The sequence below is a fragment of the Arthrobacter sp. GW460-12-1-14-TSB2 genome (assembly GCF_059423525.1).
Genome location: NZ_JBWKYC010000018.1, coordinates 79,449 through 100,563, shown reverse-complemented (window position 1 = coordinate 100,563; position 21,115 = coordinate 79,449). Strand labels below are relative to the sequence as shown.

The window sequence follows — 21,115 nt, the reverse complement described above, 5'->3', positions numbered from 1 at the left end:
GGACGGAGCACCACCACGTCACTACCTAAGGGCGGATCATGGCCAAGGGGATTTACGTCAGCGCGACCACACCGGGATCCGGTAAGTCGCTGATAGCGCTGGGGCTTGCGGACACGCTGCACCGGCACGCGGACCGCATCGGCTTCTTCAAACCCGTGGTCCACGGCGCCGACGCCGCCTCGGACCCCATGGTGGCCCTGATGAAAGCCCGGTTCGACCTCGACGACGACCGCTGCCGCGGCGGCCTGACGTTCGCCGAGGTCCGCGCCCTCCTGGCCGAAGGAAACCGGGCGGAGATTGACGCCCGCTGCGTGGAGATCTTCGCCGACATGTCCCGCCACTGCGATGTGGTGATCGTGGAGGGCACCGACCTCACCGGCCAGGATGCCGCCGTCGAATTCGACCTCAACGCACGCCTCGCCAACAACCTGGCCGCCTCGATCGTGGCCGTGGTGGGCGCGAAGGGGCGCACCGTCGCGGAGGCGGCTGACGCCGTCGAGGTTGCCCGCAAGGAACTGGCGGCGGAACGCTGCAGCCTGCTGGCAATCATGGTGAACCGTGCGGACCCGGAGGACGTGGACGGGATCGTCGCGGCCGTGAAGCCCGGTGCGTCCGGCCGTCCGGTGTACGTTTTCCCGGAGCTGGAGGACATTGCCCGGCCCACCACCGGCGAGGTGGCCACTGCCCTGGGGATCCGCCAGGTGGCCGGGCGGCAGGACATGGAACGCGACGTCCACTCCATCAAAGTGGCGGCCATGAGTGTGGCCAACTTTTTGCACGTGCTCGACGACGGCGCCCTGGTGATCGTCCCGGGTGACCGTGCGGACGTGATGGTCGCGTGCCTGGCGTCGTCGTTCTCGCCCGAATTCCCGGTGCCGTCTGCGCTGATCCTCACCGGCGGCCTGGCCCCGGACCCCAACATCTACTCACTGCTGGCTCAGGCGCCGTTCCCCGTGTTCGCCAGCCCGGACGATACCTACACCACCGCCAAGCGGGTGTCCGAGGTCCGCAGCGAAATCTGGTCCGGGCACCGGCGTAAGGTGGCGTCCGCCGTCGGGCTGTGGGCCAAACGGGTGGACGAGGCCGAGCTGGTGGAGCGCCTGCACCTGCCGCGGCTGGAGCGGATGACGCCGCTGCGGTTCCTGCATGACCTGATCGAACGGGCCCGGCTGCAGCGCCGGCACATCGTGCTGCCCGAGGGGAACGACGTGCGGATCCTGCGCGCCGCGGAAATCCTGCACCGGCGGGACGTCTGCGACCTCACCATCCTGGGCAACGAGTCGGACGTCCGCGAACTGGCTTCCACGCAGGGCATCGACCTGTCGGGCATGAAGATCGTGGATCCCGCCACCTCCGAGCTGCGCCAGCAGTTTGCCGAGAAATACGCGGAGCTGCGTGCGCACAAGGGCGTGGACCTGGCCCGGGCACTGGAGGTCATGCTGGACGGCAGCTACTTCGGCACCATGATGGTCCAGCTGGGCGTGGTGGACGGCATGGTGTCCGGCGCCGCGCACACCACCGCCCACACCATCCGCCCGGCGCTCGAGTTCGTGAAGACCCGCGACGGCGTGAAGATCGTCTCCTCGGTTTTCCTGATGCTGATGCCGGACCGGGTGCTGGTGTACGGCGACTGTGCCGTCAACCCGGACCCGAACGCCGAACAGCTCGCGGACATCGCGCTGGCCTCAGCCGAGACCGCCACGCAGTTCGGCGTGGAACCGCGCGTGGCCATGCTGTCCTACTCCACCGGCGGATCGGGGACCGGCGAGGCGGTGGACAAAGTCCGGCAGGCCACCGAAGTAGTGAAGGCGCGCCGCCCGGACCTCGCCGTCGAAGGCCCCATCCAGTACGACGCCGCCGTGGACGCCGCGATCGCGCAGTCCAAGATGCCGGGCTCGTCCGTCGCAGGGCAGGCCACCGTGTTCATCTTCCCGGACCTCAACACCGGCAACAACACCTACAAGGCGGTGCAGCAGTCCTCGGGGGCGGTCGCCGTCGGGCCCGTCCTGCAGGGGCTCCGCAAGCCGGTGAACGACCTCTCCCGCGGCTGCACAGTGGAGGACATCGTGAACACGGTGGCCATCACGGCCGTGCAGGCGCAGTCAGTGGAACCGGCCGCCGAACCGGCCGCCGCGGCCGCGCACGCGTAGCTAGCTGTTGTCCGGTCAGCTGTTCTCCGGTCAGCTGTTCTCCGGTTCCGCCGGGCTGTCCGGGCCTTCCTGCTTGGCCGGCTCATCGGCCAAGCCGGCGGGAGTGAGGTCCAGGTCCTCCACGTTCTCGGGCGGCTCGGGGGACTCGCCCACCTCGGCGGCCTTGACGTTCCCTGTATCGTCCAGGGCCGGGTTCGCGCCCTCAATGCCGGTGGGATCCTTCTTTTTTGACCCGGTGTCCGGCGCGGTGCCCGCAGGTCCCGCGCTCTCCGGTGTGGTGCTGTCCGGCTGGGTGGTGCTGTCAGTCATGGAAAAGCCCTCCGTGCGTTGTCCCATTGGTCCGCCGACTCTAAGCGCCCGCCGCGGCTGACGCAATGGCGCTACGATCGAACCTCCACCGACCACCGCAGCAGCTACGGCTTAGGAGGCCCAGTGCTCGTCCTCGTCATCAACTCCGGTTCGTCTTCGCTCAAGTACCAGGTGCGGGACGTGGCATCCCACAGCGTCCTGACCGAGGGGCTGATCGAAAAGATCGGCATGGGCAACGGCGGTGAAGGCGACGGCGAGATCGAGGGCCCGCGGGACCATGCCGAGGCGCTGGAGCAGGTGGACGCCGCCATCCACGAGGTGCTGGGGGACCGGAAGCTGGACGCCGTCGGCCACCGCGTGGTGCACGGCGGTGAGCGGTTCGGCGAGCCGGTGCTGATCGACAACGAGATCACCCGCGCCATCGAGCGGCTCAACCCGCTGGCTCCGCTCCACAACCCGGCCAACGTCCTGGGCATCCGCGCCATCGCCAAGAAATGGCCGGACATGCCGCAGGTTGCCGTGTTCGACACCGCCTTCCACCGCACCCTGCCCGAGCACGCGTGGCGCTACGCGGTGCCGGACTCGCTGTACACCAACCACGGAATCCGCCGCTACGGCTTCCACGGCACCTCGCACGAGTACGTCTCGCACCAGGCGGCGGCGCTGCTGGACCTTCCGGTGGAAGAGTTCGACGGCGTGATCGCCCACCTGGGGAACGGCGCCTCCGTCACGGCCATCCGCGGCGGCAAGTCCGTGGACACCTCCATGGGCTTCACCCCGCTGGAGGGCCTGGTGATGGGCACGCGCTCGGGCGACCTGGACCCGTCCATCCTGGTGTTCCTGGGCCGGGCCGGCTGGTCCACGGAGGACATCGACTCCCTGCTCAACCGCGAATCCGGGCTGAAGGGCCTCGCAGGAAACAACGACATGCGTTCCGTGGTGGAGGCCTCCGAAGCCGGCGATGCCCGCGCGGCCACGGCGCTCGCCGTCGCGTCCTACCGGCTGGCCAAGTACATCGGCGGCTACCACGTGGCCGTCGGCGGGGCGAAGGCGCTGGTGTTCACCGCCGGCATCGGCGAGAACTCACACCAGTTCCGCACGCTGGTGGGGGACAAGCTGGGGGCGCTGGGCATAGAGCTCGACGCCGGGCTGAACAGTGAGCGGTCCAAGGAACCCCGCGTGATTTCCACGCCAGAGTCGCTGATCCCCGTCCTGGTGGTTCCCACCGACGAGGAGCGCGCCATCGCGGAGGCGACCGCCGCCGTCGTGCATTCCGCTTCCTGACCGGGACGCTCTCTCACTTCTGGTCGCCTTTCCCGGGACCCTCTCACACTTCCTACGCGTGGGCGAGGTTGCTGGACAGTTCGCGGTGGGCGTCGGCCTGGTCCTGGAGAGCCTTGGCCCGGGCCTCGAACACGCCGACGGCGTCGGCTCCCGCCGCGAAGCGCAGCGGCGGTTCATCCTGTTCGGCCAGTTCGATCAGGGCGTCGGCGAGCTTGGCCGGATCGCCGCCCTGCAGCCCGTTCATGCCCTTCCACGCGGCCACGGTCTGTTCGGTGCGCTCGGCGTAATCCCCAATGGTGGATTCGGCGTAGCTTGTCGATTCCGGGGTGAGCAGTTCGGTGCGGAAGAACCCGGGTTCCACGATCATGGTGCGGATGCCGAACGGCGCCACCTCGGGCGCCAGGGACTCCGCCCAGCCCTCGACGCCGAACTTCGAGGCAGCGTATGCGGACAGGAACTCCCCGCCCGCGATGCCTGCCGTCGACGAGATGGTGACCACCAGGCCCGAGCGCTGCGCCCGCATCACCGGCAGGGCCGCGCGGGTGACGTTCATGGGCCCGAACATGGTGGTTTCGATCTGTGCCCGGAAGTCCTTCGGGGTGATTTCCTCGAAGAACCCGGCGTAGAAGTTGCCGGCGTTGTTCACAAGGACGTCGATCCGGCCGAAGTGGTCCACGGCTGCCTGGATTGCGGCCACGGCGTCGGCGGGGTCGGTGACGTCGAGCTTGACGGCCAGCAGGTGCTCGTTTTCGCCGACCGCCTGTGTGACCTTTTCGGGGTTGCGGCCGGTGGCGACCACGGCGTGGCCTGCGGCGAGGGCCGCTTTTGCGATGTCGGTGCCCATGCCGCGACCGGCTCCGGTGATGAACCAGACCTTTTTCCCGGTGATGGTGTTCCCGGCGGGGGTGTTCGCGGTGATGGTGTCGTGCTGTTCAGTCATTGTGTTGTGCTGTCTTTCCGTGTGGATGTTTCGGGTTTGGTGGTTGTGTCGGCGGGCGGTGCCGCCCAGCTGGCGAGGAATGCCAGCGCGTTTTCGGAGGCGGAGCCCGGCTCCGCGGTGAAGGTGAACAGGGTCTGTCCCTCGTCGCCGGGGAGGTGCAGCGTTTCGAACTGCAGGGACAGTTCCCCGGCCACCGGGTGGTGGAAGCGCTTGGTTCCGGTGGTGTGGATCCGCACGTCGTGCCCTGCCCACAACGCGGCAAACAGTCCGCTGCGGGTGGTCAGCTCACCGACCAGCTCATTCAGCGCCCGGTCGTGGGGGTTCCGCCCCGTTTCCAGCCGCAGCATCGCGACTGTGGTGGCCGCGATCGCCCGCCAATCTGGGTACAGGTCAGCCGCGCGCGGATCGAGGAAGAGGTAGCGCGCCTGGTTCGGCAGCCGGCCGGGAGTGTCCGGACCGGATGATGCGGGGGAGTCGAACACCTCCGAGTACAGCGCGCGGCCCAGCAGGTTGGCTGCCAGCACGTCGGACCGGCCGTTCTGCACCATGGCCACCACTCCGGTCATACCGTCCAGCAGGCGCAGCACGCCGGGACGGACCCGCTGCTGCGGCGGCCGGCGGGGTGCCTTGCGCGACTCCACCCGCGAGGGAGAGTTGGCAGTCCGCGCCAGATCCATCAGGTGAGTCCGCTCGGCGTCGTCCAGTTGAAGAGCGGAGGCCACGGCCTCAAGCACCGAGTCAGAGACGCCGCGGATACTGCCGCGTTCCAGCCGCGTGTAGTAGTCCGTGCTTACCCCGGCGAGCTGCGCCACTTCCTCACGGCGCAGGCCCGGCACCCGCCGCAGCTCCCCGTAGTTCGGGATGCCGGCCTGCTCCGGGCTGATCTTCGCGCGACGCGACATCAGGAACTCACGGATTTCGTCTTTTCTGTCCACATCCACCACGGTACGCAGGCCGCAGATCCGGTGGCAGTGTCTATCGGACACCCCCAGTGTGCTGAAGCGGCGGAGGGTACGCTCAAACCATGCCGGACATCAGACTGCCCATCCGCACCGACCGCCTGGTCCTCCGCCGTTTCGAGGCCGCCGACCTCGACGCCTTCTACGCCTACCACTCGCTGCCCGCAACCGCGCGGTTCCTGCCGGGCGAAGCCAAGAGCTACACCCAGTGCATGGAACGTGTGGGCAACTACGCCAACTTTGTATTTAAGAAGGAGGGCGACTGGGTGGCGCTGGCCATTGAGGCCGCGGATTCGCCGGGCTTGATCGGCGAAGTGGTGCTGAAATGGCTGCCGGGCCTCGGCCAGGCGGAAGTGGGCTGGAGCCTGGCCCCGGGAGCGCGCGGCAAGGGCTACGCCACCGAAGCTGCGGAGGCGATGCTGAAGCTAGGGTTCGAGGGCCTGGACTTCCACCGGATCGACGCCAAACTGGACGCGCTGAACACGGCGTCGGCCTCGATCTGCGAGCGGCTGGGCATGCGCTTGGAGGGCAAGCACGTGGACAAGTGGCGGTACAAGGGCGTGTGGGCCACGGAAGTTGTCTACGCCATGCTGCGCGACGAATGGACAGCACGGAAAGCGGGCAGCTGACGCGCCAGCTGCCTGGAACTAGGCGCCGGCCCCGTACGTCCCGTACTCCGGAAGCCCTGCCGACTCATAGACAAGAATGGCGAGTCCGCCCGGCGTCGTACTGCTGCTGACCAGACGCAGGCCCGCCGGGGCGCCACCCACCGGAAACAGCCGCCGCCCGTTCCCCACCACCACCGGGGCGATCACCAGCCTCACATCGTCAATCAGCCCGGCGGCCAGCAGGGACTGCGCCAGCCTGGAACTCCCGTGGATCTGCAGCTCCCGTCCGGGCTGCCGCTTCAACTCGGCGACCTGTGCGGCGACGTCCCCGGAGAGGATGGTCGTCGGTGCCCAAGTGGCCTGCTTCAAGCTCTGGGAGGCCACGTACTTCGGGAGGCCGTTCATCTTTTCGGAGAACGGATCATCGGGGTCCGTGATCTGGGGCCAGTCGCGCGAAAAGTTGTCGTAGGTGAGGCGGCCGAATAGCAAAGCGTCCGCCTGGCCCAGCCAGTCCACAGCCTGTTGCACGAACTCCTCATCCAAGTGCGGGACAAACCACCCTCCTTGGGTGAAGCCGTCGCTTGTGTCCTCATCCGGGGAGCCGGGACCCTGCGACACGCCGTCCAAGGTTAAGAACTGCATCAGCGTCAGTCTCATCGTGTGTTACCTCTCCGTCACGAACTGCATCTTTTCGTCCACATCCACCACGGTACGCAGGCTGCAGATGCGGTGGCAGTGTTTATGGCCCCCAGTGTTCTGAAGCGGCCAGGATGCGCTCTTCGAGAAGGCCTACCTCTTCTAGCCTCATGCTCCTAATCTGTTGCTACGGGCGAAGTTAATCTCGCCCGCTCCAGCCACATTGAAGCAATGGAAAGCCTGGCCATGCCTCCCGCAGGGGATCACGGGCACCGTTGGGAAGCAGCCGGCTTGGAGAGGAGAAGGCGATGGAAACGGACGTGGAACCAAGAGCATTCTGGGGGAGGATCGGTGCGATTGCGCTTCCCCTCGGCGTCATCCTGCTGGTGGCCGCGACGGCGGTGCACCCGTCCAGGGAAGACCCCATGAACCACACTGCAGTCTTTAGGGAGTACGCGCAGACCGATGGCTGGATTGCCATCCACTTCACGCAGTGGCTAGCCGCCCTGATGTTCTTCGGCGGGCTCGTGGCCCTGTACTTTGCCATGACCGCCAAGAAGGAGGGGCCAAAACCGCTGGCGCGGTTCGGCCTGGTCGCGGTGGTGCTGACCGCGGCGGCCATCACCATGCTCCAGGCGGTGGATGGTGTGGCGCTCAAATGGGCGGTGGATGCCTGGGCGGTGGCTCCCGCCGATCAGGAGTCGTCAGCGCTCTCGGCCGCCATGGGGTTGAGATGGACTGAGTACGCGCTGCAGAGCTATTCCAACATCCTGCTCGGACTCGCGCTGATTTTCTATGGGCTGGCTATCGCGTACGGCTACGCGTTCGCCCGCTGGCCGGGATGGCTGGCCGCCGCTTCGGGAATCGCATGGATCATCCACGGCCTGATGGTTTCCTATGTTGGCCTGTTCGATTCGGCGCCCCGGTTGGTGGCTCTGGTGCTCATGGCCGCCTGGGCGTTCGTCATGGCTGTGCAAATGTGGCCCAGCGGCCGCCGCGGACCTGCCGCCAGCGCCGCGGCACCGACGGGTCCAGTCACCGCATAGTTCGAGGTCACCGCATAGTTCGAGCCAACCACCGGTGATGGAGCCTGTCGGGACCCGGGTCTCGACAGGCTCAACCATCGGATTATCGTCGGGTTCTACGGGCCCCTCCGCCGGGTCGCAGCAGCGTTGACACCACAGCCAGGGCCGGACCACACTGGCGCTAAACCTACCTGGCGGCCGAGCCGTGCCGTCAGCAGGCGTGTCCGAGGAGTACCCGCCATGCCCGTGATCGAAGAAAGTGTCTTCATAGCCCGCCCGCCCCAGGAGGTCTTCGAGTTCCTGATCAAGAGCGAGAACATCCCCGTCTGGGATTCATCCGTTGTCCAGGCAGAACAGGTAGGCGACGGTCCCGTTGGGGTGGGCACGCGGACCAAAGGCAGCAGCAAGGTATTGGGCCGGCACTTCGACTGGGTCAGCGAAAACACCCATTTCGATCCGCCCAACAAGACGGTGATCCGTTCCGTTGAAGGCAAGTTCGACTTCACCATCACAGACACCCTTGAGTCCGAGGGCGACGGGACCCGCCTCACCCACCGCATCGATGCAGGCACCGGGCTCGGCGGGGTCTTCGGCAAACTGGCCGACCCGTTCGTGCAGAAGGCCCATACCCGAACGGTCCGCGCGAACCTCGAGACCCTCGCGGACTTATTGGCAGAACACCACGACGGCGGATAGCCCGCCACATACCCCATCGATTGCTCCGTAACTGCCGTTTTGGGGGCTCAGAACGGCCGTTACGGAGCAATCGATGGGGAGTTGAACCCTACTTCAGCCCGGCCCCCGGCAGCAGCTCTACGGCGCCCACGGAGTCGGCCACGAAGGCGTAGTCCCAGGCCCGCTCGCGCCACTGGACATACCGGCCGGAGGCCCCGCCGTGGCCGCCGTCCATCTCGATCTTCATGACGATCGGCTCAGACCCGGTGGAAACCGCACGCAGGGCCTGCACCCACTTGGCCGGCTCCACGTACAGGACGCGCGTGTCGTTGAACGAGGTCACTGCGGCGATCTTCGGATAGGGCAGGGCACCAACGTTCTCGTACGGCGTGTAGGACTTCATGTACGCGTACACGTCAGGGTCCATAATCGGGTTGCCCCATTCCTCCCACTCGAGGGCGGAGAGCGGCAGCTCCGGATCGAGGATGGTGGTCAGCGCATCCACGAACGGCACGGCGGCCACGATCGCGGCGTACTTTTCCGGTGCCAGGTTGGCCACGGCGCCCATCAGCAGGCCGCCCGCGGAGCCGCCCATCGCGGCAATGCGGTCAGGCGCGACCCATCCGGAACCTGCCAGCCAGTCCGTGGCCGCGATGAAGTCCGTGAACGTGTTCTTCTTGTGGAGCTTCTTGCCGTCCTCGTACCAGTGCCGGCCCAGCTCGCCGCCGCCGCGGATGTGCGCGATCACGAACACAATCCCGCGGTCCAGCAGCGACAGCCGCGGGATGCCGAAGCCCGGGTCCATGCTCAGTTCGTAGGAGCCGTACCCGTACACCAGCCCGGCCGCGGAAGAATCGCGGGAAACCGAGGCGTGCCGCAGCACCGACAGGGGAACGCGGGTGCCGTCGGCCGCCGTCGCCCATTCCCGGGTGGCCACGTAGTCCGACGGCGAGTAGCCGCCCAGCACCGGGCTCTCCTTGCGCAGCAGCAGCTCGCCCGCGGGCTGGGAAGCGGTGGGCAGCACGAAGTCGTACACGCGCGACGGCGTGAAGTAGGACGTGTAGCCCATCCGGATCACCGGCGCCTCGTAGTCGGAGCCCGCCACACCTGCGGTGTACAGCTCCTCGTCGAACGCCGGTTCCACCGGATCGCCCTGCGCGGGCGTGCCCAGACCGGCGAGCGCCAGTACCTGCACGCGCTCAATGGTGTCCTTGCGGACGGACACAATCACGTGCGTGGACGTGACGCCCGCGCCGTTGACGCGCACCTGGTCGGAATGTTCGACGACGGTGGTCCACTCCTGCTCGGCCAGCGGCTTGGCGAGCTCGGCCGGGTCCACCAGCGACACCATGGAGTTGATGGCGTTCCGGTTGTGCGTCACCAGAATCCGTTCGGCACCATCCAGCAGGAACGGCTCGGCCTCGTAGAGGACGCGTTCGTCGCGGGAAATCACGGTGCTGAGTCCGGCGTCGTAATCGTCAAAGCGGAGCAGCCGCGTCTCGCTGTACTCGGAGCAGCCGATGCTCAGCACGAGGTGACGCCTGTCGGAGGAGAGGTCGAAGCCCAGCCACATGGCGACGTCGTCCTCCTGGTAAATCACCTCATCGTCGGTGACCGGCGTGCCCAGCACGTGGGACTTCACCTGGTAGGGGCGCCAGGCGTCGTCCACCACGGTGTAGAACAGGCGCGTGCCGTCGGGGGAGAAGGAGACGCCGTAGAAGATGTTCTCGATGACGTCCGGCAGCATTTCGCCGGTGCGCAGGTCCTTGAAGCGCAGCGTGAAGCGTTCGTCGCCGGCGTTGTCCACGGCGTAGGCGTAGAGGTTGCCGTCCACGGTCACGGCGGTGCCGCCCACCGCGAAGAACGGCTTGCCTTCGGCTTCCACGTTGCAGTCCAGCAGGACTTCTTCGCCGGGAAGTTCGACGCCGGCCTCCACCGCCGGGGGCGTCCAGTCGGCCACCGGGTCCCCGGTGTTCCGGGCCTTGACCCGGCACTGGATGCCGTACTCCTTGCCCTCCACGGAGCGGGTGTAGTACCACCAGCCGTCCTTGCGGTTCGGGACAGACAAGTCTGTCTCCTGCGTGCGTCCCTTGATTTCCTGGAAGATCGCTTCCCGGAGCGGTTCCTGATGGGCGGTGACGCTTTCCTGGTAGGCGTTTTCGGCCTTGAGGTGCTCCACCACGTCCTCGGAGTCCTTGGCCCGCAGCCATTCGTAGTTGTCCACGAAGGTGTCGCCGTGGTGGGTCCGTTCCTTCGGGATCTTCCGGGCAACGGGGGCGGCGGACGCAGGAGTGTGGTCGGCAGGGTGCTGCACTGGAGTCTGGGTCATTGACTCAATATATAAAGCTATTCCGCTCCGGGCACCCGCGTTCGCTACCGGGGGATAGAGTGGTCCGCTTTCTTCGTGCGTAGCGCCCTGCACACCGTGTCACTTCTGCAACTTAAAGACAAGTAGTGGCCACTCACGCACAGGATGTTGGCGGTAAATAGTCTGTAGGAGTCGGTCGGCGGAGGACCTGGTCCCCCTGGGAACTCCCGCCAGTCCGATGCTTGGCCCGGACAACGTTCCGGATCACGTTGAGCTGGGCCGGCGGTGATAAGCCTTCTGAGACCGAGGCTTCCCCAGGCACCGCCGGCCCTTAGCTCACGTGGATTAGCCTGCGCGCTGACATTGTCCCGCGTTACTTCCGCCACCGTTGCGAGAGCTCCACAAAAGAACTCCAGAAATAGATACTAAAGGCCCTTGTCGTGGCGGCGCTCAGGGTGTCACCTTGGTGGGTCGGGATTCCCACAGTTGAACTCCTGACGAGTAGCACAGTTTCAGGCGGTTCCTGGCGAGGCCCAGGGGCCGTTGCAACGGTTCTTGAGGACGCGCATCCTGTATGTCGCGTCGGATTTTGGCCCGTATTACTGGGGGGCCACGGACTGTTCTCGGACAACGGTAAAGCCAGTGTCCGGGTGGATGTGCCACTACGTGCTGGTCTAAGCCAGCGCCTTCCCAGAGGTCAATCCCATGAACAGAATCATCAAACGACTCATCATGCTTTTCGCAGTTGTCCTGTTTGTTTTCACGGCAGGGGTGTCGGCAGCCCAGGCGGCTAGTCCGCATTTCAAGAAGGGCGGCTCGCCGGTCTGCACCGTGAGCATTAGCGGGTCCACCGCGACAACAACTTGTAGGGCGGTCATCACCGGACTTGGCGGCGCGGATCTCCGTGCCACCGTAACGGTTAGCGGGGCTGCGGTGTACCAGTGTCAGAACGGCGGCGGAAACACTGCACCTGGACAGAACAAGGTCGTCATTGGTCCGGCCGTCGCGCCAACTGACATTTCCGGCAGTGCAATCAAGAACGGTAACCTCACGCTCGTCACGAATCCGGCGGTCCTGACGGCGCCGACCACAGTAACCGGGGCCGAAGCTGGATGCCCCAATCCCAACTGGACCGGCGTCAACCCGGTGATCACGGTGACGAGTATTTCCCTCGTTATCGAGCAGCCAGTGGGAACGATCATCTTCAGCTGCTCGAAGTCCGGCACCAACCTGACTGGTTCGGTGGCGCTCTCCTGCTAACCGGACCCGCGGACAGCATGATTCCGCGGTTCACGGCCAGGCTCCAGGCACGGCCTCCTCAGAGGCAGGTCTGGAGCCTGGCTCCGTTAATGCGCCGAAGCGCCCGCAGGCACCAACCCCGGCAGGAAGCGCACATAGGCCACCATGCCGACGAGTTCCACCAGGGTCTGCGTCACGACCACCAGCGCGGCGAGGGCCAGCGGTTCGGGAAGCGCCAGTGCCAGCGGAAGCACCACCAGCGAATTGCGGGTCGCGCCGCTGAACACCACGGCCAGGCTCGCCGGGGCATCCAGCCGGGCGGTCCGGGCCGCGAGCAGGCCCAGCGGCACCATCACCAGCAGGAACGCGGCATACAGCGGCACCACGGCCAGCAGCGAACCCAGTTCCTGGCGCACGCCCGCGATCTGCGAACCCACCACCACGGCCAGCGTCGCCATCATGAGCGGGACCATCAGCGCTTGCATGGCCGCCATGACTTTGTGCGCCGGTGCGGAACCGATAACGGAAAGTCCGACGACGGAACGCCCGACGGCGGGAAGGTCACCTTCCCCGCCCGGCAAGGACCGTCCGGCAAGCCACTGCGTCAGCGCCGCCAAACCCAGCGGAACGATGATCAGCCCCACCAGTGCTTGCATAAACGGTGCCGGATCAATCGCCGACACCAGCTCCGGCCCCACGAACATCAGCAAGTACACCGGCAGCAGGAGCATCTGGGCGAGCATCAGTACCGGTGCCGCGGCGAGCAGCCGGTCGGCGGCCCCGCCGGCCAGACCGGTGAACACGATCACGTAGTCGATGCACGGCGTGAGGAGTACCAGCAGTAAGCCCACCAGGAGCGCCTGATCGCCGGCGACGAAACGGCTCAGCCCGAACACCACCAGGGGCACCACGGCGAAGTTGAGCACCAGCACCGTCGCCATGAAGGGCACGTCGCGTAGGGCCCGTCCCAGTGCCGCGAACGGGATCCCCAGGAATGTCGCGTAGAGCAGCAGCCCCAGTACCGGATTGATGGCCAGCTCCAGCACGGCGGCCGAGTCCGGCGCCCACAAACCCGCTGCGGCACCGGCCGCAATCGCGGCAAGATACAGGCCGATCTGGCGGCGTTCCATCCATGCCACAAACGTCCGGGTCTTCACGGGCTCCATCGTAGGCGAGTCATTACCCCACGCCGCAGCCGGCCACAACACCCCCCGCCGTTCATAACGCCACTCTTTCCGCATGTGACGCTCAGTGTTGCGTACGTCACATCCGCTCCCTAGTCTGATGGAGGTCGCAGCGTCGCGGCCATGCAGTGAATAGGGGAAACACTTGAACGACAAACTCAAGGTTTTAGTACGGCTCGATCTCGATTGCGGACAGGCTGAAGTTGCCGCCCAAGGCCATGTGACGGCGAAAAGCCTCCAGGCCCTGTATGTGGTTGTGAAGAGGGCAAATCATTTGAAGGAAGGACTCCACCTGGTGGTGGATGTGAGCCACGCACATGTTGAGCCGGCTGCAATGGAGCAGCTGCAGGCATGTTCGGAATCGCACCACCTGCCGGCGTCCATTGATCCGCTCCAGTCGGAATGCAACATCAGCGTCTTGGCTCCCGCACCGCGGGTTACCGCGCACCGGGGTACGGAGACGGCAACCCGACGAAGGAGCCGGGCCATGAGCCTCGCCGCCTAAGCGGCGGAACGCAGCTCACCGCAACTCGTCACCATGCTTCAACAGCCACCTGTGTAGGCCCATAATCGCCTGCAGATGGCCCTTTGGCATGGTGGTCTCGAGCCCTCAAGTCCCGACCCCTCAGTTCCCGCCCTCGAAGCCGTTGGCCGCCACGTAGTCCGCCAGGGTGCCGTTGGCGAGTGCTGCTGACACGGCGCCTATCGCGCCGGGGTTCTGGAAGACGATCGACTGCCCGGTGGTGCTGAAGCCGAAGCCGCCGTCGGGCAGCCGGAAGAAGATGGCGTCTTCGGGGCCCACGTCACGCAAGCTGTAGCCCAGCCGCCACAGGTTGTCCAAGGTGAAGTTCTGGTCCAAGATCAGGTGCGGCCGAACTGCCTGCACCACACCCACCACCTTGTCAGGGTTGGTGAGCGTGCCGGCACTCATGAACTGGGCCACCAGGGCCTTGAGGAACGTCTGCTGGTTGCGGATGCGCTGGAAGTCGCCGTCGGCGAATGCGTAGCGCTCGCGGACGAACTCCAAGGCCTGGTCGCCGGTGAGCCGGTTGATGCCCGGGGTGAAGGTGTGGCCGGAGTCATGGGTGGATGTGAACGGAACGGTGACGTTGACTTCCACGCCGCCCAGAGCGTCGGTGGCCCTTTTGAAACCGGCAAAGTCAGTCATGACGGTGTGGTCGATGTGGGTATTGAAAAGCCCTTCCACGGTCTGAACCATGAGCGGAATGCCGCCGAGTTCCAGCCCGGCGTTGATCTTCGCTTCGCCGCGGCCGGGGATGTTCACCCACATGTCGCGCATGATCGAGATGCCATAGATCTTTTGGCGGTCGGCCGGCACGTGGACCAGCATCAGGACGTCGGCGCGTTGATCGGCCGGTGTTCCGGCAGCTGCCTGGGCTTCTTCTGCCCGAGAGTCCCCGCGGCTGTCGCTGCCGATGATCAGGATGTTCATGGCCACGGGCGGCGGTTCAGGTGCCGGTGGCGGGGCCGGGGCCGGTGCCGGTTCAGTGGGTGACGGCGTCGAGGTGGCTCCTTCCGCCGTCGCCACCCCGCTGGCGGTGGGAGCAGGCGGACCGCCGCGTCCCACCTGTGAGAACGCGTACGCGGTGCTGCCCAGGGCGATCACCAGGACCATGGCCAGGACGGCTTTGAGCCAAAGGGGCTGCCGGCGCAGCCAGACGGGAAGCCACGCGAAATTTCCCTGCGGCGGCTTACTTTCAGCCGCTCCTTCCGGATCAGACTGGTTGTCCATAACCGGACGCTACCACCGCTGGTGCTGAAAAGGGCGACGCCGAAAGTCCTGTTATGTGGGCGTGTTGAGCCGAGCGTAGCGAAGGATGGTGAGGATGGCGGGAGCCAGTTCGTCTTCCATCTGCCGGTAGACCTCGGGGCCGCGTTTGTAGGGGTCGATCACTTCGTTGTCCGCGCTGTCCGCGGCCAGGGCGAGGTGCCGGACTGAGGCGAGGCGGGCGGGCAGGCCGCGCCAGAGCGTGCCGGCGTCGGGCGTTTTGTTGTTGCCTTCATTGCGGCTGGCTTCACCGGCGGCGGCGTCACGTTCCTCGAGGGCTTCCAGCATCCGCGCGAATTCCCGGATGGTGAAGGTGCGCTTGAGCAGGGAGGCGTCCAGCTGCAGCACCTCGCCGCGGTGCTTGGAGGTCATGGTCAGCACGATGTCCGTGTCGCGGAGGATTTTGGGGGTAAGTTGCCGGGCCGCGAAGCCCTTGTCCGTGCCGCCGTACATGTTCACGATCTCGGCGGAGAGCGGCTGGATGGGGCTGCCCACCATGGCGCGGGTGCCGGCGCTCCGCACCTCGAAGCCGCCGGGCAGGACCTGGTCCAGGCCGGCCTGCAGCAGGCGTTCGGCCACGGGGGAGCGGCAGATGTTTCCCGTGCAGACTGTGAGGATCCGAACGGGCGTTGGCGATTCCACGGTGAGGGCTCTTTCCGGAGTGGCTGTCAGATCGGTGCGATCCCTGATCTTCAACTTAACACGCAGGCAGTTCCTGTCCGGGGGCAAACCGCCCGGAGGAACGGGCAGATCTTGATCGAATCTTGCCGCTCGGTTGAGTGAACCTGAAGGCACAACAGGCACAGTGGGGTCAACCGGTGAAGAACACGGTCACAGCAGCTGGGCGGCCCGGCCGGGAGGCCCAACCGATTGCTACGGGGGACGTAGATGTCAGAGCTTGCTTATCGCATCAAGGACCATGCCGGAGCCACGCGCCGCAGGGCGGTGTGGGGCGGCCTGCGGCCAGCTCCGGAAACGACCGCTGCCCCCGTCTCTCAGTCCGCGACGGCGCCAGCTTTGGTCACGGCGGCACCGGTCACGGCGGCTTCAGTTACGCCGGCTTCAGCTACGCCGGCTCCAGCTACGCCAGCTTCAGTTATGCCGGTCGCGGCGGCGCCAGCTTCGACCGGGTCAGCTTCAGCAGTGCTCGTCTCGGGCATTCGGGCCATTCCTTCGACCACGCATCCCAATGAGGCCGGACACCTTCGGCCCGCCGTCAAGGTGCCGGTCGAGCTCACCCTGCGGGGTCTTGGCGCCGTTTCCGGAAAGGTGAGCGTCCGAATCACCATAAATCCGGTAGCGCCCGTCTCGTCGGCTTTGCGCGTTGGTGGGCAGGTGCCGGTGCCTGGCAGCCTGTCGTTTTCCTTCATCAGCGTGGGTGCGGCATGCGTCTTGCCGACGCTAACGCTCAAGGGTGCCACGTTCACGGCCGCCTTCATCTACGATGTGGCCGCAGGTTCAACGGAGCTGGACTTCGCGATGGACGGTTATGGCCGACGCGGCAGGAATAGCGACCGCTGCGACTTTGAGGTGACCGCAGAAGTCACCGTCCACGAGTATGGCAAGCAGACGCCGACAATTCTGGCGTGCACCTCCGTCATCCGCCTATGAGGTGGGGCCATCCACCTCTGAGGCGGGGCCATCCACTCATGAGGTGGGGCGCCGGCAGCTCTGCAGGGCGGCAGTGCCCAGCCCGCTGTTCAGTGCCTGAGCTTTCAGCATCTGAAGTAGCCGTTTCGTCGCGGGACCTGGCGTGGGTCGATGTGGGGTGGCGGGATGAACCAGGGGATCCCGGTTTTGACGTGGATCTGCCACTGTTCCTTGTGGATCAGGTGGTGGTGATGGCTGCAGAGCAGGGTGCCGTTGTCTGTGCTGGTGGTTCCGCCGTGTGACCAGTAGGTGATGTGGTGGGCTTCGCACCACGGGGCGGGGATGGTGCAGCCCGGAAAGGCGCAGCCCTGGTCGCGGGCGGTGAGGGCTTTGCGGATATGGGGCGGGAAGACCCGGGTGGTGCGGCCGATGTCCAGGATCCGGCCCTGGCTGCCGAGCAGGACGGGGATGATGTCCGCGTCGCAGGCGATCTTGCGGACGGTGGCGGCGGTGACGGGGCCGGTGAACGTGAACGAGCCCGTGCCGGGGATGCCCTCGGTGCCTGGGATGCCGGTGGCGCCGGTCCGCTCGCCGGTGCCTGAGGTTGCGGTGGCGTGCTCGAGGTTCTCCATCCGGTCGAGGAGGTCGCGGTAGCCGATAGTGACCATGACCTGGGGCCGGAGTCCGCCCGCGGCAGGAAGGCCACCGGCGGCCAAGCCCGCTTTGCAGGCGCCAACGAGACCGTCCAGGAGCTGCTGCGGACGGGTCCGCTGATCCAGTTCCAGTTCCAGGTCCTGCTCTGCGTCGCCGGTGCCGGTGGTGTCGCTGTCGCCGCCGCTACCCTCGCCGGCGCCTGTGCGGGTGCGGGGGTTGGTGGCCGTGTTCATGGCGGTCAGGAGCGGTTCGTATTGGTCGGCGGTGGCGAAAAATTCCACATGGTACAGCCCGCGGCGAGGCTGGCGGAGGAACACGCCCTGCCGCCGGCGGAGCTCTTCTTCGGACGGTTCGGACCCGTCCTGGTCGAGCCCCTCGATCCAACGCTTCGCGATCCGGGACACGAAATCCGGGTCGTTCCCGGCCGCGTGGCGGGTCAGGTCATGTTCCATCCGGGCCATCGTGTCTTCGGGGGCGTGGTGCCGGACCCGCTCCAGGGCCAGGGTGACGATGGTCGCTGAGCGGGACGCAACGGTTCCGGCGGCGACGGCGGCCGCGAGTTCGCGATGTCCCGGAGGCTCGGTGTGCCCGGTAATCCCGGTCCTCGGCAGCACCGCGTCCGCCAGACTGAGGCGCCGCCGGGCTTCGGCAATGCTGATCCGCAAGCTGGTGCGGAGGAACTCGGCGGCGTTCCGGCACCCGTCATCAGCCGGATCCGGCACCGGGCCTGCGGGCATGGATCCGGTATTCATCGGTTCGGGTTCCAGCGAGCCGGGATCCGCTGCCGCTGGTCCGGGGCCGGTGACCCAGCCACCGGCCCGGGGCGCCCAGCCGACCGGACCTTGGGCGGCCACTGCGTCGGTGCCCCAACCCGTGGTCCAGCCAACCGCTGCGCCCGAACTTGAGCACGAGCCGGTGCCCGCCCGCGCGGCCGCAGAAGCCTCGCGCCGCGTCCGGTCGACAGCTCCGGCCGCGACGATCTGCAGATATTCGAGGGTCCGGGAGATGTCCTCGACGTTGGCGGCGAAGCCAGCAGCCTCCCGGAAACCGAGCCGCCCGGCATACTCGACCGCCGTGGAAGCGGCACGTTTGAGCAGCTCTAGGCTCCGGGCCAGATCATCGGAACCACCGCCGTCGGACGCCGGCACGCGAAAGTGGGAGCCTGCGAGGGCGCCTGCGGGCACCGCGCGAAGGCTCCGCGTTGGCGCGACTACCAGGGACGGCACATCGGAAAACCCGCCCAGGCGCGCGGCCTGGTTCGGGGCGAGTTCTCCAACGGCTTCCATGGGATAACCCTGCCAGTGGGGACCGACATTTAAGGGGGCAACCCGAAATCCTCAATTCTGCACAGATAGGAAACCTTGACCGAATCTTGCAAAACGTTTGCGTGAACCTTTCGCGTCGTTGGGGAGAGTGGTCGCAGCCGGCGAAAACGCGGTGAAAGCAAGCGGCCGGTCCAATCAGGGCTGGCCCCAGCCGAAAAATATGTGGGGGCGAAATTGTCTGAGGTTCTGAACGCAGAGGTCACGAGCAGCGAAGAGGGCGGTCTCAGCCGTCGCAGGATCGTTAAGGGAGCGGCTTGGTCCGTGCCCGTTATTGCGGCCGCTATTGCGGCTCCGGCAGCGTCGGCGTCTGGGCCGACGGCGGTCTACAGCGCTACTTTGACGCTCAAGGGTGCAAATACAGCCGGCTTAACGATTGTCAGTTCGACGGGTACAGGTACGGGCACGAACCTTACCGGCGCCGGGCCTACGGGTTTCGACATCCAGAACACTGGTAGCGCAATCACCGGAACAATCACGGGAACCATCAACATTGCCCCTTCCAGCCCGATCCCGTCCGGGGGAGTGCTCACAGGAGCCGGGATCCAGTCCATGGCCCCGGCTGCCCTGGGCTTGCCGGCATACTCCACTGCCCATGAGTACAGCGCTACGTTCTCGACCGTTGGTCCCCTTGCAAGCGGCGCGACACTGAACATTCCGCTTTCTTTCCAGTACCAGCGCGTCACCCCGTTGCCGAAGAAGGTCACCTACTACTACACGATGACCATCACTCTGACGCTGCCCGACAGCAAGTCAGTGACTTTGCCCGGCATTGCCCTCTCGGTCACCTTCCCGTGACCCTAGATCGATAGAGGCAGACACCGTGATCTACCGCCGAGGCACCTTGGTCGCAGAAGTCCGCACCGAGTCAACAAACCGGGTTGCCCTGCTACACCTGGACGCAACCCAGCCCGTAGTCCTCGACGGCACCGCGGCGGCCATCTGGGAACTGATCGACGGCCGCCGCGACCAGGCGGACGTCATCGCCGAACTGGAAGCCATCTTCGAGGACGCGGCCGGCCAACTGGCGCACCAGGTGGAAAATTTCCTGGCCAGCCTGGAAGCCCAGCGGCTCATCGAAGCTGCTGGGATCCCGGGTTAGTAGAAACCAAAGCAGCAACCGGCTGGACGGAAAGGGGGAGTCATGAGCGGCGAGGACAAAAAGCATGGCGTAGATTCGCAGCTCGACTGGGACTTCTCCAGCGGCTGGGACGCCCGGCTCTTTGAGGATCTGCGCGGCGGCGGGGAACTGCTGAGCGTCGACGTCCTCGGCACCCAGTTCGCCATCCGCTGGGGCCGTTCGGTCACCCCCGAGCAGCAGCACAGCATGCGCTCGGCCTGGTCGCGCTGTGCCGGTGCCGGGGCACCGATGGTCCCGCCGCTCGCCAAGGAACCCACGGAATCCCTGCCGTACTCCGCTTCCGTCTCCTACTTGTCCCAAACGTACGACGGCGGCACGTTCCCCCTGCAGGCCGCCTCCTTTGCGGAGCTGGCTGAGAACCTCACCTCCCGGCTCACGGTCGCCGCGATCCTGGAGAACGCCGGCGAATTAATGATGCTCCACGCCTGCGGCGTGGCCTCTCCGGAGACCGGCGCCGTGGTGGCTCTCGTGGCCAAGTCCGGCACGGGCAAAACCACGGCTGCCTCGGTACTGGCCGGGACGTACGGGTATGTCACGGACGAAACGGTAGCCATCGGACCGGACGGATCGGTACTTCCGTACCCCAAGCCGCTATCCGTGAAGCAGGGGCCGGGCGCACCCAAACGCCAGGTGGGTCCCGACGAGCTCGGGCTCCTGCCGGCACCGGCCAAGCCCTTCATCCAGTCCATCGTGCTGCTCAACCGGATTGCACCCGACCAAGAAGCACCCCAAGAAGCACACCAGGAGCCAACCCTCCGCCAGCTCCCGTTGGCTGACGGGTTGCTGGCGCTCATCCCGGATTCGTCCTCGCAGGCCGAAATCGACGAGCCGCTGCAGTCGCTGTGCCGGCTGATCGACCGCGTCGGCGGAGTCTGGCAGGTGACCTATTCGGAGGCCGCGGACCTGCCGGCGGCCCTGGAGCCGCTCTTCCGCAAGCAGCGCCGTTCGAAGCCCGTCTGGGAGGCCCGCACCCGCCCAGCGCGCGCAGTAGAAGCTGAGCCCGACGACACGACCCCCGTCTCGGACGGCTGGATCCGCCGGGTTGAACCGAAGGATGCCGTAGCGGTCGACGGCGACCTGCTGGTGATGCTGGAAGCGGAGATCGTGCGGCTGAGCGGGATCGGGCCGGCCATCTGGGAAGCCACCGCAAACGCAGTAACGCTGGACCAGTTGGCCGAAGAAATCGCAAAGGTGCACGGCAGGCCGGAGGACTACAAGGCCGCCGTCGCCGCAGCCGCCGGGCAACTGATCGCCAAATCAGTCTTGGAACAGGGCAGCGAATAACGCAAGGCACCGAATAAC

21 protein-coding genes are annotated in these 21,115 nt (G+C 66.3%); 11 read left to right on the top strand and 10 right to left on the bottom strand.

The annotated features are described in order from the left end of the window. The first annotated feature begins 38 nt into the window (after window positions 1–38). Window positions 39–2,150, top strand: coding sequence for a phosphate acetyltransferase (pta, locus tag AC07YR_RS18780; protein ID WP_494734849.1), 2,112 nt, complete (start codon window positions 39–41; stop codon window positions 2,148–2,150). A 30-nt stretch (window positions 2,151–2,180) separates the two neighbouring features. Here the strand turns inward: pta and AC07YR_RS18775 are convergent, their stop codons facing one another. Further along, window positions 2,181–2,459 (bottom strand): hypothetical protein, encoded by a 279-nt coding sequence (locus tag AC07YR_RS18775; RefSeq protein ID WP_494734848.1) that lies wholly within the window; start codon window positions 2,457–2,459, stop codon window positions 2,181–2,183. A 123-nt stretch (window positions 2,460–2,582) separates the two neighbouring features. Here AC07YR_RS18775 and AC07YR_RS18770 point away from each other — a divergent pair, with 123 nt between their 5' ends. Further along, the gene (locus AC07YR_RS18770; protein WP_494734847.1) at window positions 2,583–3,743 is read left to right on the top strand and encodes an acetate kinase; all 1,161 of its coding nucleotides are present in this window, start codon (window positions 2,583–2,585) and stop codon (window positions 3,741–3,743) included. A 52-nt stretch (window positions 3,744–3,795) separates the two neighbouring features. Here the strand turns inward: AC07YR_RS18770 and AC07YR_RS18765 are convergent, their stop codons facing one another. Both AC07YR_RS18765 and AC07YR_RS18760 read right to left on the bottom strand, forming a co-directional pair. Next, window positions 3,796–4,683 carry an SDR family oxidoreductase gene (locus tag AC07YR_RS18765; protein ID WP_494734846.1) on the bottom strand — a complete coding sequence of 296 codons (888 nt, stop codon included), beginning with the start codon at window positions 4,681–4,683 and terminating at the stop codon, window positions 3,796–3,798. Continuing rightward, complete coding sequence (locus tag AC07YR_RS18760; RefSeq protein WP_494734860.1) at window positions 4,680–5,618, bottom strand: helix-turn-helix transcriptional regulator; 939 nt, start codon at window positions 5,616–5,618, stop codon at window positions 4,680–4,682. Before AC07YR_RS18760 ends, AC07YR_RS18765 begins: the two co-directional genes overlap by 4 nt. An 89-nt stretch (window positions 5,619–5,707) precedes the next feature. Here AC07YR_RS18760 and AC07YR_RS18755 point away from each other — a divergent pair, with 89 nt between their 5' ends. Then, complete coding sequence (locus AC07YR_RS18755) at window positions 5,708–6,271, top strand: GNAT family N-acetyltransferase (RefSeq protein ID WP_055804625.1); 564 nt, start codon at window positions 5,708–5,710, stop codon at window positions 6,269–6,271. 18 nt (window positions 6,272–6,289) lie between these two features. Here the strand turns inward: AC07YR_RS18755 and AC07YR_RS18750 are convergent, their stop codons facing one another. Then, window positions 6,290–6,892 carry a dihydrofolate reductase family protein gene (locus tag AC07YR_RS18750; RefSeq protein ID WP_494734845.1) on the bottom strand — a complete coding sequence of 201 codons (603 nt, stop codon included), beginning with the start codon at window positions 6,890–6,892 and terminating at the stop codon, window positions 6,290–6,292. Between the two features lie 314 nt (window positions 6,893–7,206). Between AC07YR_RS18750 and AC07YR_RS18745 the strand changes: the two genes are divergently transcribed. Next, window positions 7,207–7,932: a hypothetical protein gene (locus tag AC07YR_RS18745; RefSeq protein ID WP_494734844.1), complete on the top strand. Its 726-nt coding sequence runs from the start codon at window positions 7,207–7,209 to the stop codon at window positions 7,930–7,932. 219 nt (window positions 7,933–8,151) lie between these two features. Next, window positions 8,152–8,607, top strand: coding sequence for an SRPBCC family protein (locus AC07YR_RS18740; RefSeq protein ID WP_436058443.1), 456 nt, complete (start codon window positions 8,152–8,154; stop codon window positions 8,605–8,607). A gap of 88 nt (window positions 8,608–8,695) precedes the next feature. Here AC07YR_RS18740 and AC07YR_RS18735 read toward each other — a convergent pair whose 3' ends face one another. Next, a complete protein-coding gene (locus tag AC07YR_RS18735; protein WP_494734843.1) occupies window positions 8,696–10,915 on the bottom strand; it encodes a S9 family peptidase in 2,220 nt (739 codons plus the stop codon). 684 nt (window positions 10,916–11,599) lie between these two features. Here AC07YR_RS18735 and AC07YR_RS18730 point away from each other — a divergent pair. Continuing rightward, on the top strand, window positions 11,600–12,154 hold the full coding sequence (locus tag AC07YR_RS18730) for a hypothetical protein (RefSeq protein ID WP_494734842.1): 555 nt from the start codon (window positions 11,600–11,602) through the stop codon (window positions 12,152–12,154). A gap of 86 nt (window positions 12,155–12,240) precedes the next feature. On the opposite strand, the gene AC07YR_RS18725 is transcribed toward AC07YR_RS18730, so the two are convergent. Further along, window positions 12,241–13,299: an arsenic resistance protein gene (locus AC07YR_RS18725; protein WP_494734841.1), complete on the bottom strand. Its 1,059-nt coding sequence runs from the start codon at window positions 13,297–13,299 to the stop codon at window positions 12,241–12,243. Window positions 13,300–13,462: 163 nt separating this feature from the next. Between AC07YR_RS18725 and AC07YR_RS18720 the strand changes: the two genes are divergently transcribed. Beyond that, window positions 13,463–13,822 carry a hypothetical protein gene (locus AC07YR_RS18720; RefSeq protein ID WP_494734840.1) on the top strand — a complete coding sequence of 120 codons (360 nt, stop codon included), beginning with the start codon at window positions 13,463–13,465 and terminating at the stop codon, window positions 13,820–13,822. 120 nt (window positions 13,823–13,942) lie between these two features. Here AC07YR_RS18720 and AC07YR_RS18715 read toward each other — a convergent pair whose 3' ends face one another. The 3 genes from AC07YR_RS18715 to AC07YR_RS18705 all read right to left on the bottom strand — a co-directional run bounded on the left by AC07YR_RS18715 (window position 13,943) and on the right by AC07YR_RS18705 (window position 16,266). Then, on the bottom strand, window positions 13,943–15,070 hold the full coding sequence (locus AC07YR_RS18715) for an LCP family protein (RefSeq protein ID WP_494734839.1): 1,128 nt from the start codon (window positions 15,068–15,070) through the stop codon (window positions 13,943–13,945). A gap of 51 nt (window positions 15,071–15,121) precedes the next feature. Further along, on the bottom strand, window positions 15,122–15,748 hold the full coding sequence (locus tag AC07YR_RS18710; RefSeq protein WP_494734838.1) for an arsenate reductase/protein-tyrosine-phosphatase family protein: 627 nt from the start codon (window positions 15,746–15,748) through the stop codon (window positions 15,122–15,124). Window positions 15,749–16,101: 353 nt separating this feature from the next. Next, window positions 16,102–16,266 (bottom strand): hypothetical protein, encoded by a 165-nt coding sequence (locus tag AC07YR_RS18705; protein WP_494734837.1) that lies wholly within the window; start codon window positions 16,264–16,266, stop codon window positions 16,102–16,104. Between AC07YR_RS18705 and AC07YR_RS18700 the strand changes: the two genes are divergently transcribed. Beyond that, the gene (locus tag AC07YR_RS18700; protein WP_494734836.1) at window positions 16,250–16,717 is read left to right on the top strand and encodes a hypothetical protein; all 468 of its coding nucleotides are present in this window, start codon (window positions 16,250–16,252) and stop codon (window positions 16,715–16,717) included. The genes AC07YR_RS18705 and AC07YR_RS18700 overlap by 17 nt on opposite strands. Window positions 16,718–16,821: 104 nt before the next feature. On the opposite strand, the gene AC07YR_RS18695 is transcribed toward AC07YR_RS18700, so the two are convergent. Further along, complete coding sequence (locus AC07YR_RS18695) at window positions 16,822–18,636, bottom strand: HNH endonuclease signature motif containing protein (RefSeq protein ID WP_494734835.1); 1,815 nt, start codon at window positions 18,634–18,636, stop codon at window positions 16,822–16,824. A 213-nt stretch (window positions 18,637–18,849) separates the two neighbouring features. Here AC07YR_RS18695 and AC07YR_RS18690 point away from each other — a divergent pair, with 213 nt between their 5' ends. The 3 genes from AC07YR_RS18690 to AC07YR_RS18680 are packed head-to-tail and all read left to right on the top strand — an operon-like array spanning window position 18,850 to window position 21,097. After that, a complete protein-coding gene (locus AC07YR_RS18690; RefSeq protein WP_494734834.1) occupies window positions 18,850–19,470 on the top strand; it encodes a hypothetical protein in 621 nt (206 codons plus the stop codon). Window positions 19,471–19,495: 25 nt separating this feature from the next. Further along, window positions 19,496–19,774 carry a PqqD family protein gene (locus AC07YR_RS18685; RefSeq protein ID WP_494734833.1) on the top strand — a complete coding sequence of 93 codons (279 nt, stop codon included), beginning with the start codon at window positions 19,496–19,498 and terminating at the stop codon, window positions 19,772–19,774. A 42-nt stretch (window positions 19,775–19,816) separates the two neighbouring features. Continuing rightward, window positions 19,817–21,097 carry a hypothetical protein gene (locus tag AC07YR_RS18680; RefSeq protein WP_494734832.1) on the top strand — a complete coding sequence of 427 codons (1,281 nt, stop codon included), beginning with the start codon at window positions 19,817–19,819 and terminating at the stop codon, window positions 21,095–21,097. The last annotated feature ends 18 nt before the right edge of the window (window positions 21,098–21,115 follow it).

Coding starts and splice junctions, on each gene's coding strand:
- pta (WP_494734849.1), top strand. CDS start 39: ATGGCCAAGGGGATTTACGTCAGCGCGACCACACCGGGATCCGGTAAG.
- AC07YR_RS18775 (WP_494734848.1), bottom strand. CDS start 2,459: ATGACTGACAGCACCACCCAGCCGGACAGCACCACACCGGAGAGCGCG.
- AC07YR_RS18765 (WP_494734846.1), bottom strand. CDS start 4,683: ATGACTGAACAGCACGACACCATCACCGCGAACACCCCCGCCGGGAAC.
- AC07YR_RS18755 (WP_055804625.1), top strand. CDS start 5,708: ATGCCGGACATCAGACTGCCCATCCGCACCGACCGCCTGGTCCTCCGC.
- AC07YR_RS18750 (WP_494734845.1), bottom strand. CDS start 6,892: ATGCAGTTCTTAACCTTGGACGGCGTGTCGCAGGGTCCCGGCTCCCCG.
- AC07YR_RS18740 (WP_436058443.1), top strand. CDS start 8,152: ATGCCCGTGATCGAAGAAAGTGTCTTCATAGCCCGCCCGCCCCAGGAG.
- AC07YR_RS18735 (WP_494734843.1), bottom strand. CDS start 10,915: ATGACCCAGACTCCAGTGCAGCACCCTGCCGACCACACTCCTGCGTCC.
- AC07YR_RS18730 (WP_494734842.1), top strand. CDS start 11,600: ATGAACAGAATCATCAAACGACTCATCATGCTTTTCGCAGTTGTCCTG.
- AC07YR_RS18725 (WP_494734841.1), bottom strand. CDS start 13,299: ATGGAGCCCGTGAAGACCCGGACGTTTGTGGCATGGATGGAACGCCGC.
- AC07YR_RS18715 (WP_494734839.1), bottom strand. CDS start 15,070: ATGGACAACCAGTCTGATCCGGAAGGAGCGGCTGAAAGTAAGCCGCCG.
- AC07YR_RS18705 (WP_494734837.1), bottom strand. CDS start 16,266: ATGCCCGAGACGAGCACTGCTGAAGCTGACCCGGTCGAAGCTGGCGCC.
- AC07YR_RS18695 (WP_494734835.1), bottom strand. CDS start 18,636: ATGGAAGCCGTTGGAGAACTCGCCCCGAACCAGGCCGCGCGCCTGGGC.
- AC07YR_RS18680 (WP_494734832.1), top strand. CDS start 19,817: ATGAGCGGCGAGGACAAAAAGCATGGCGTAGATTCGCAGCTCGACTGG.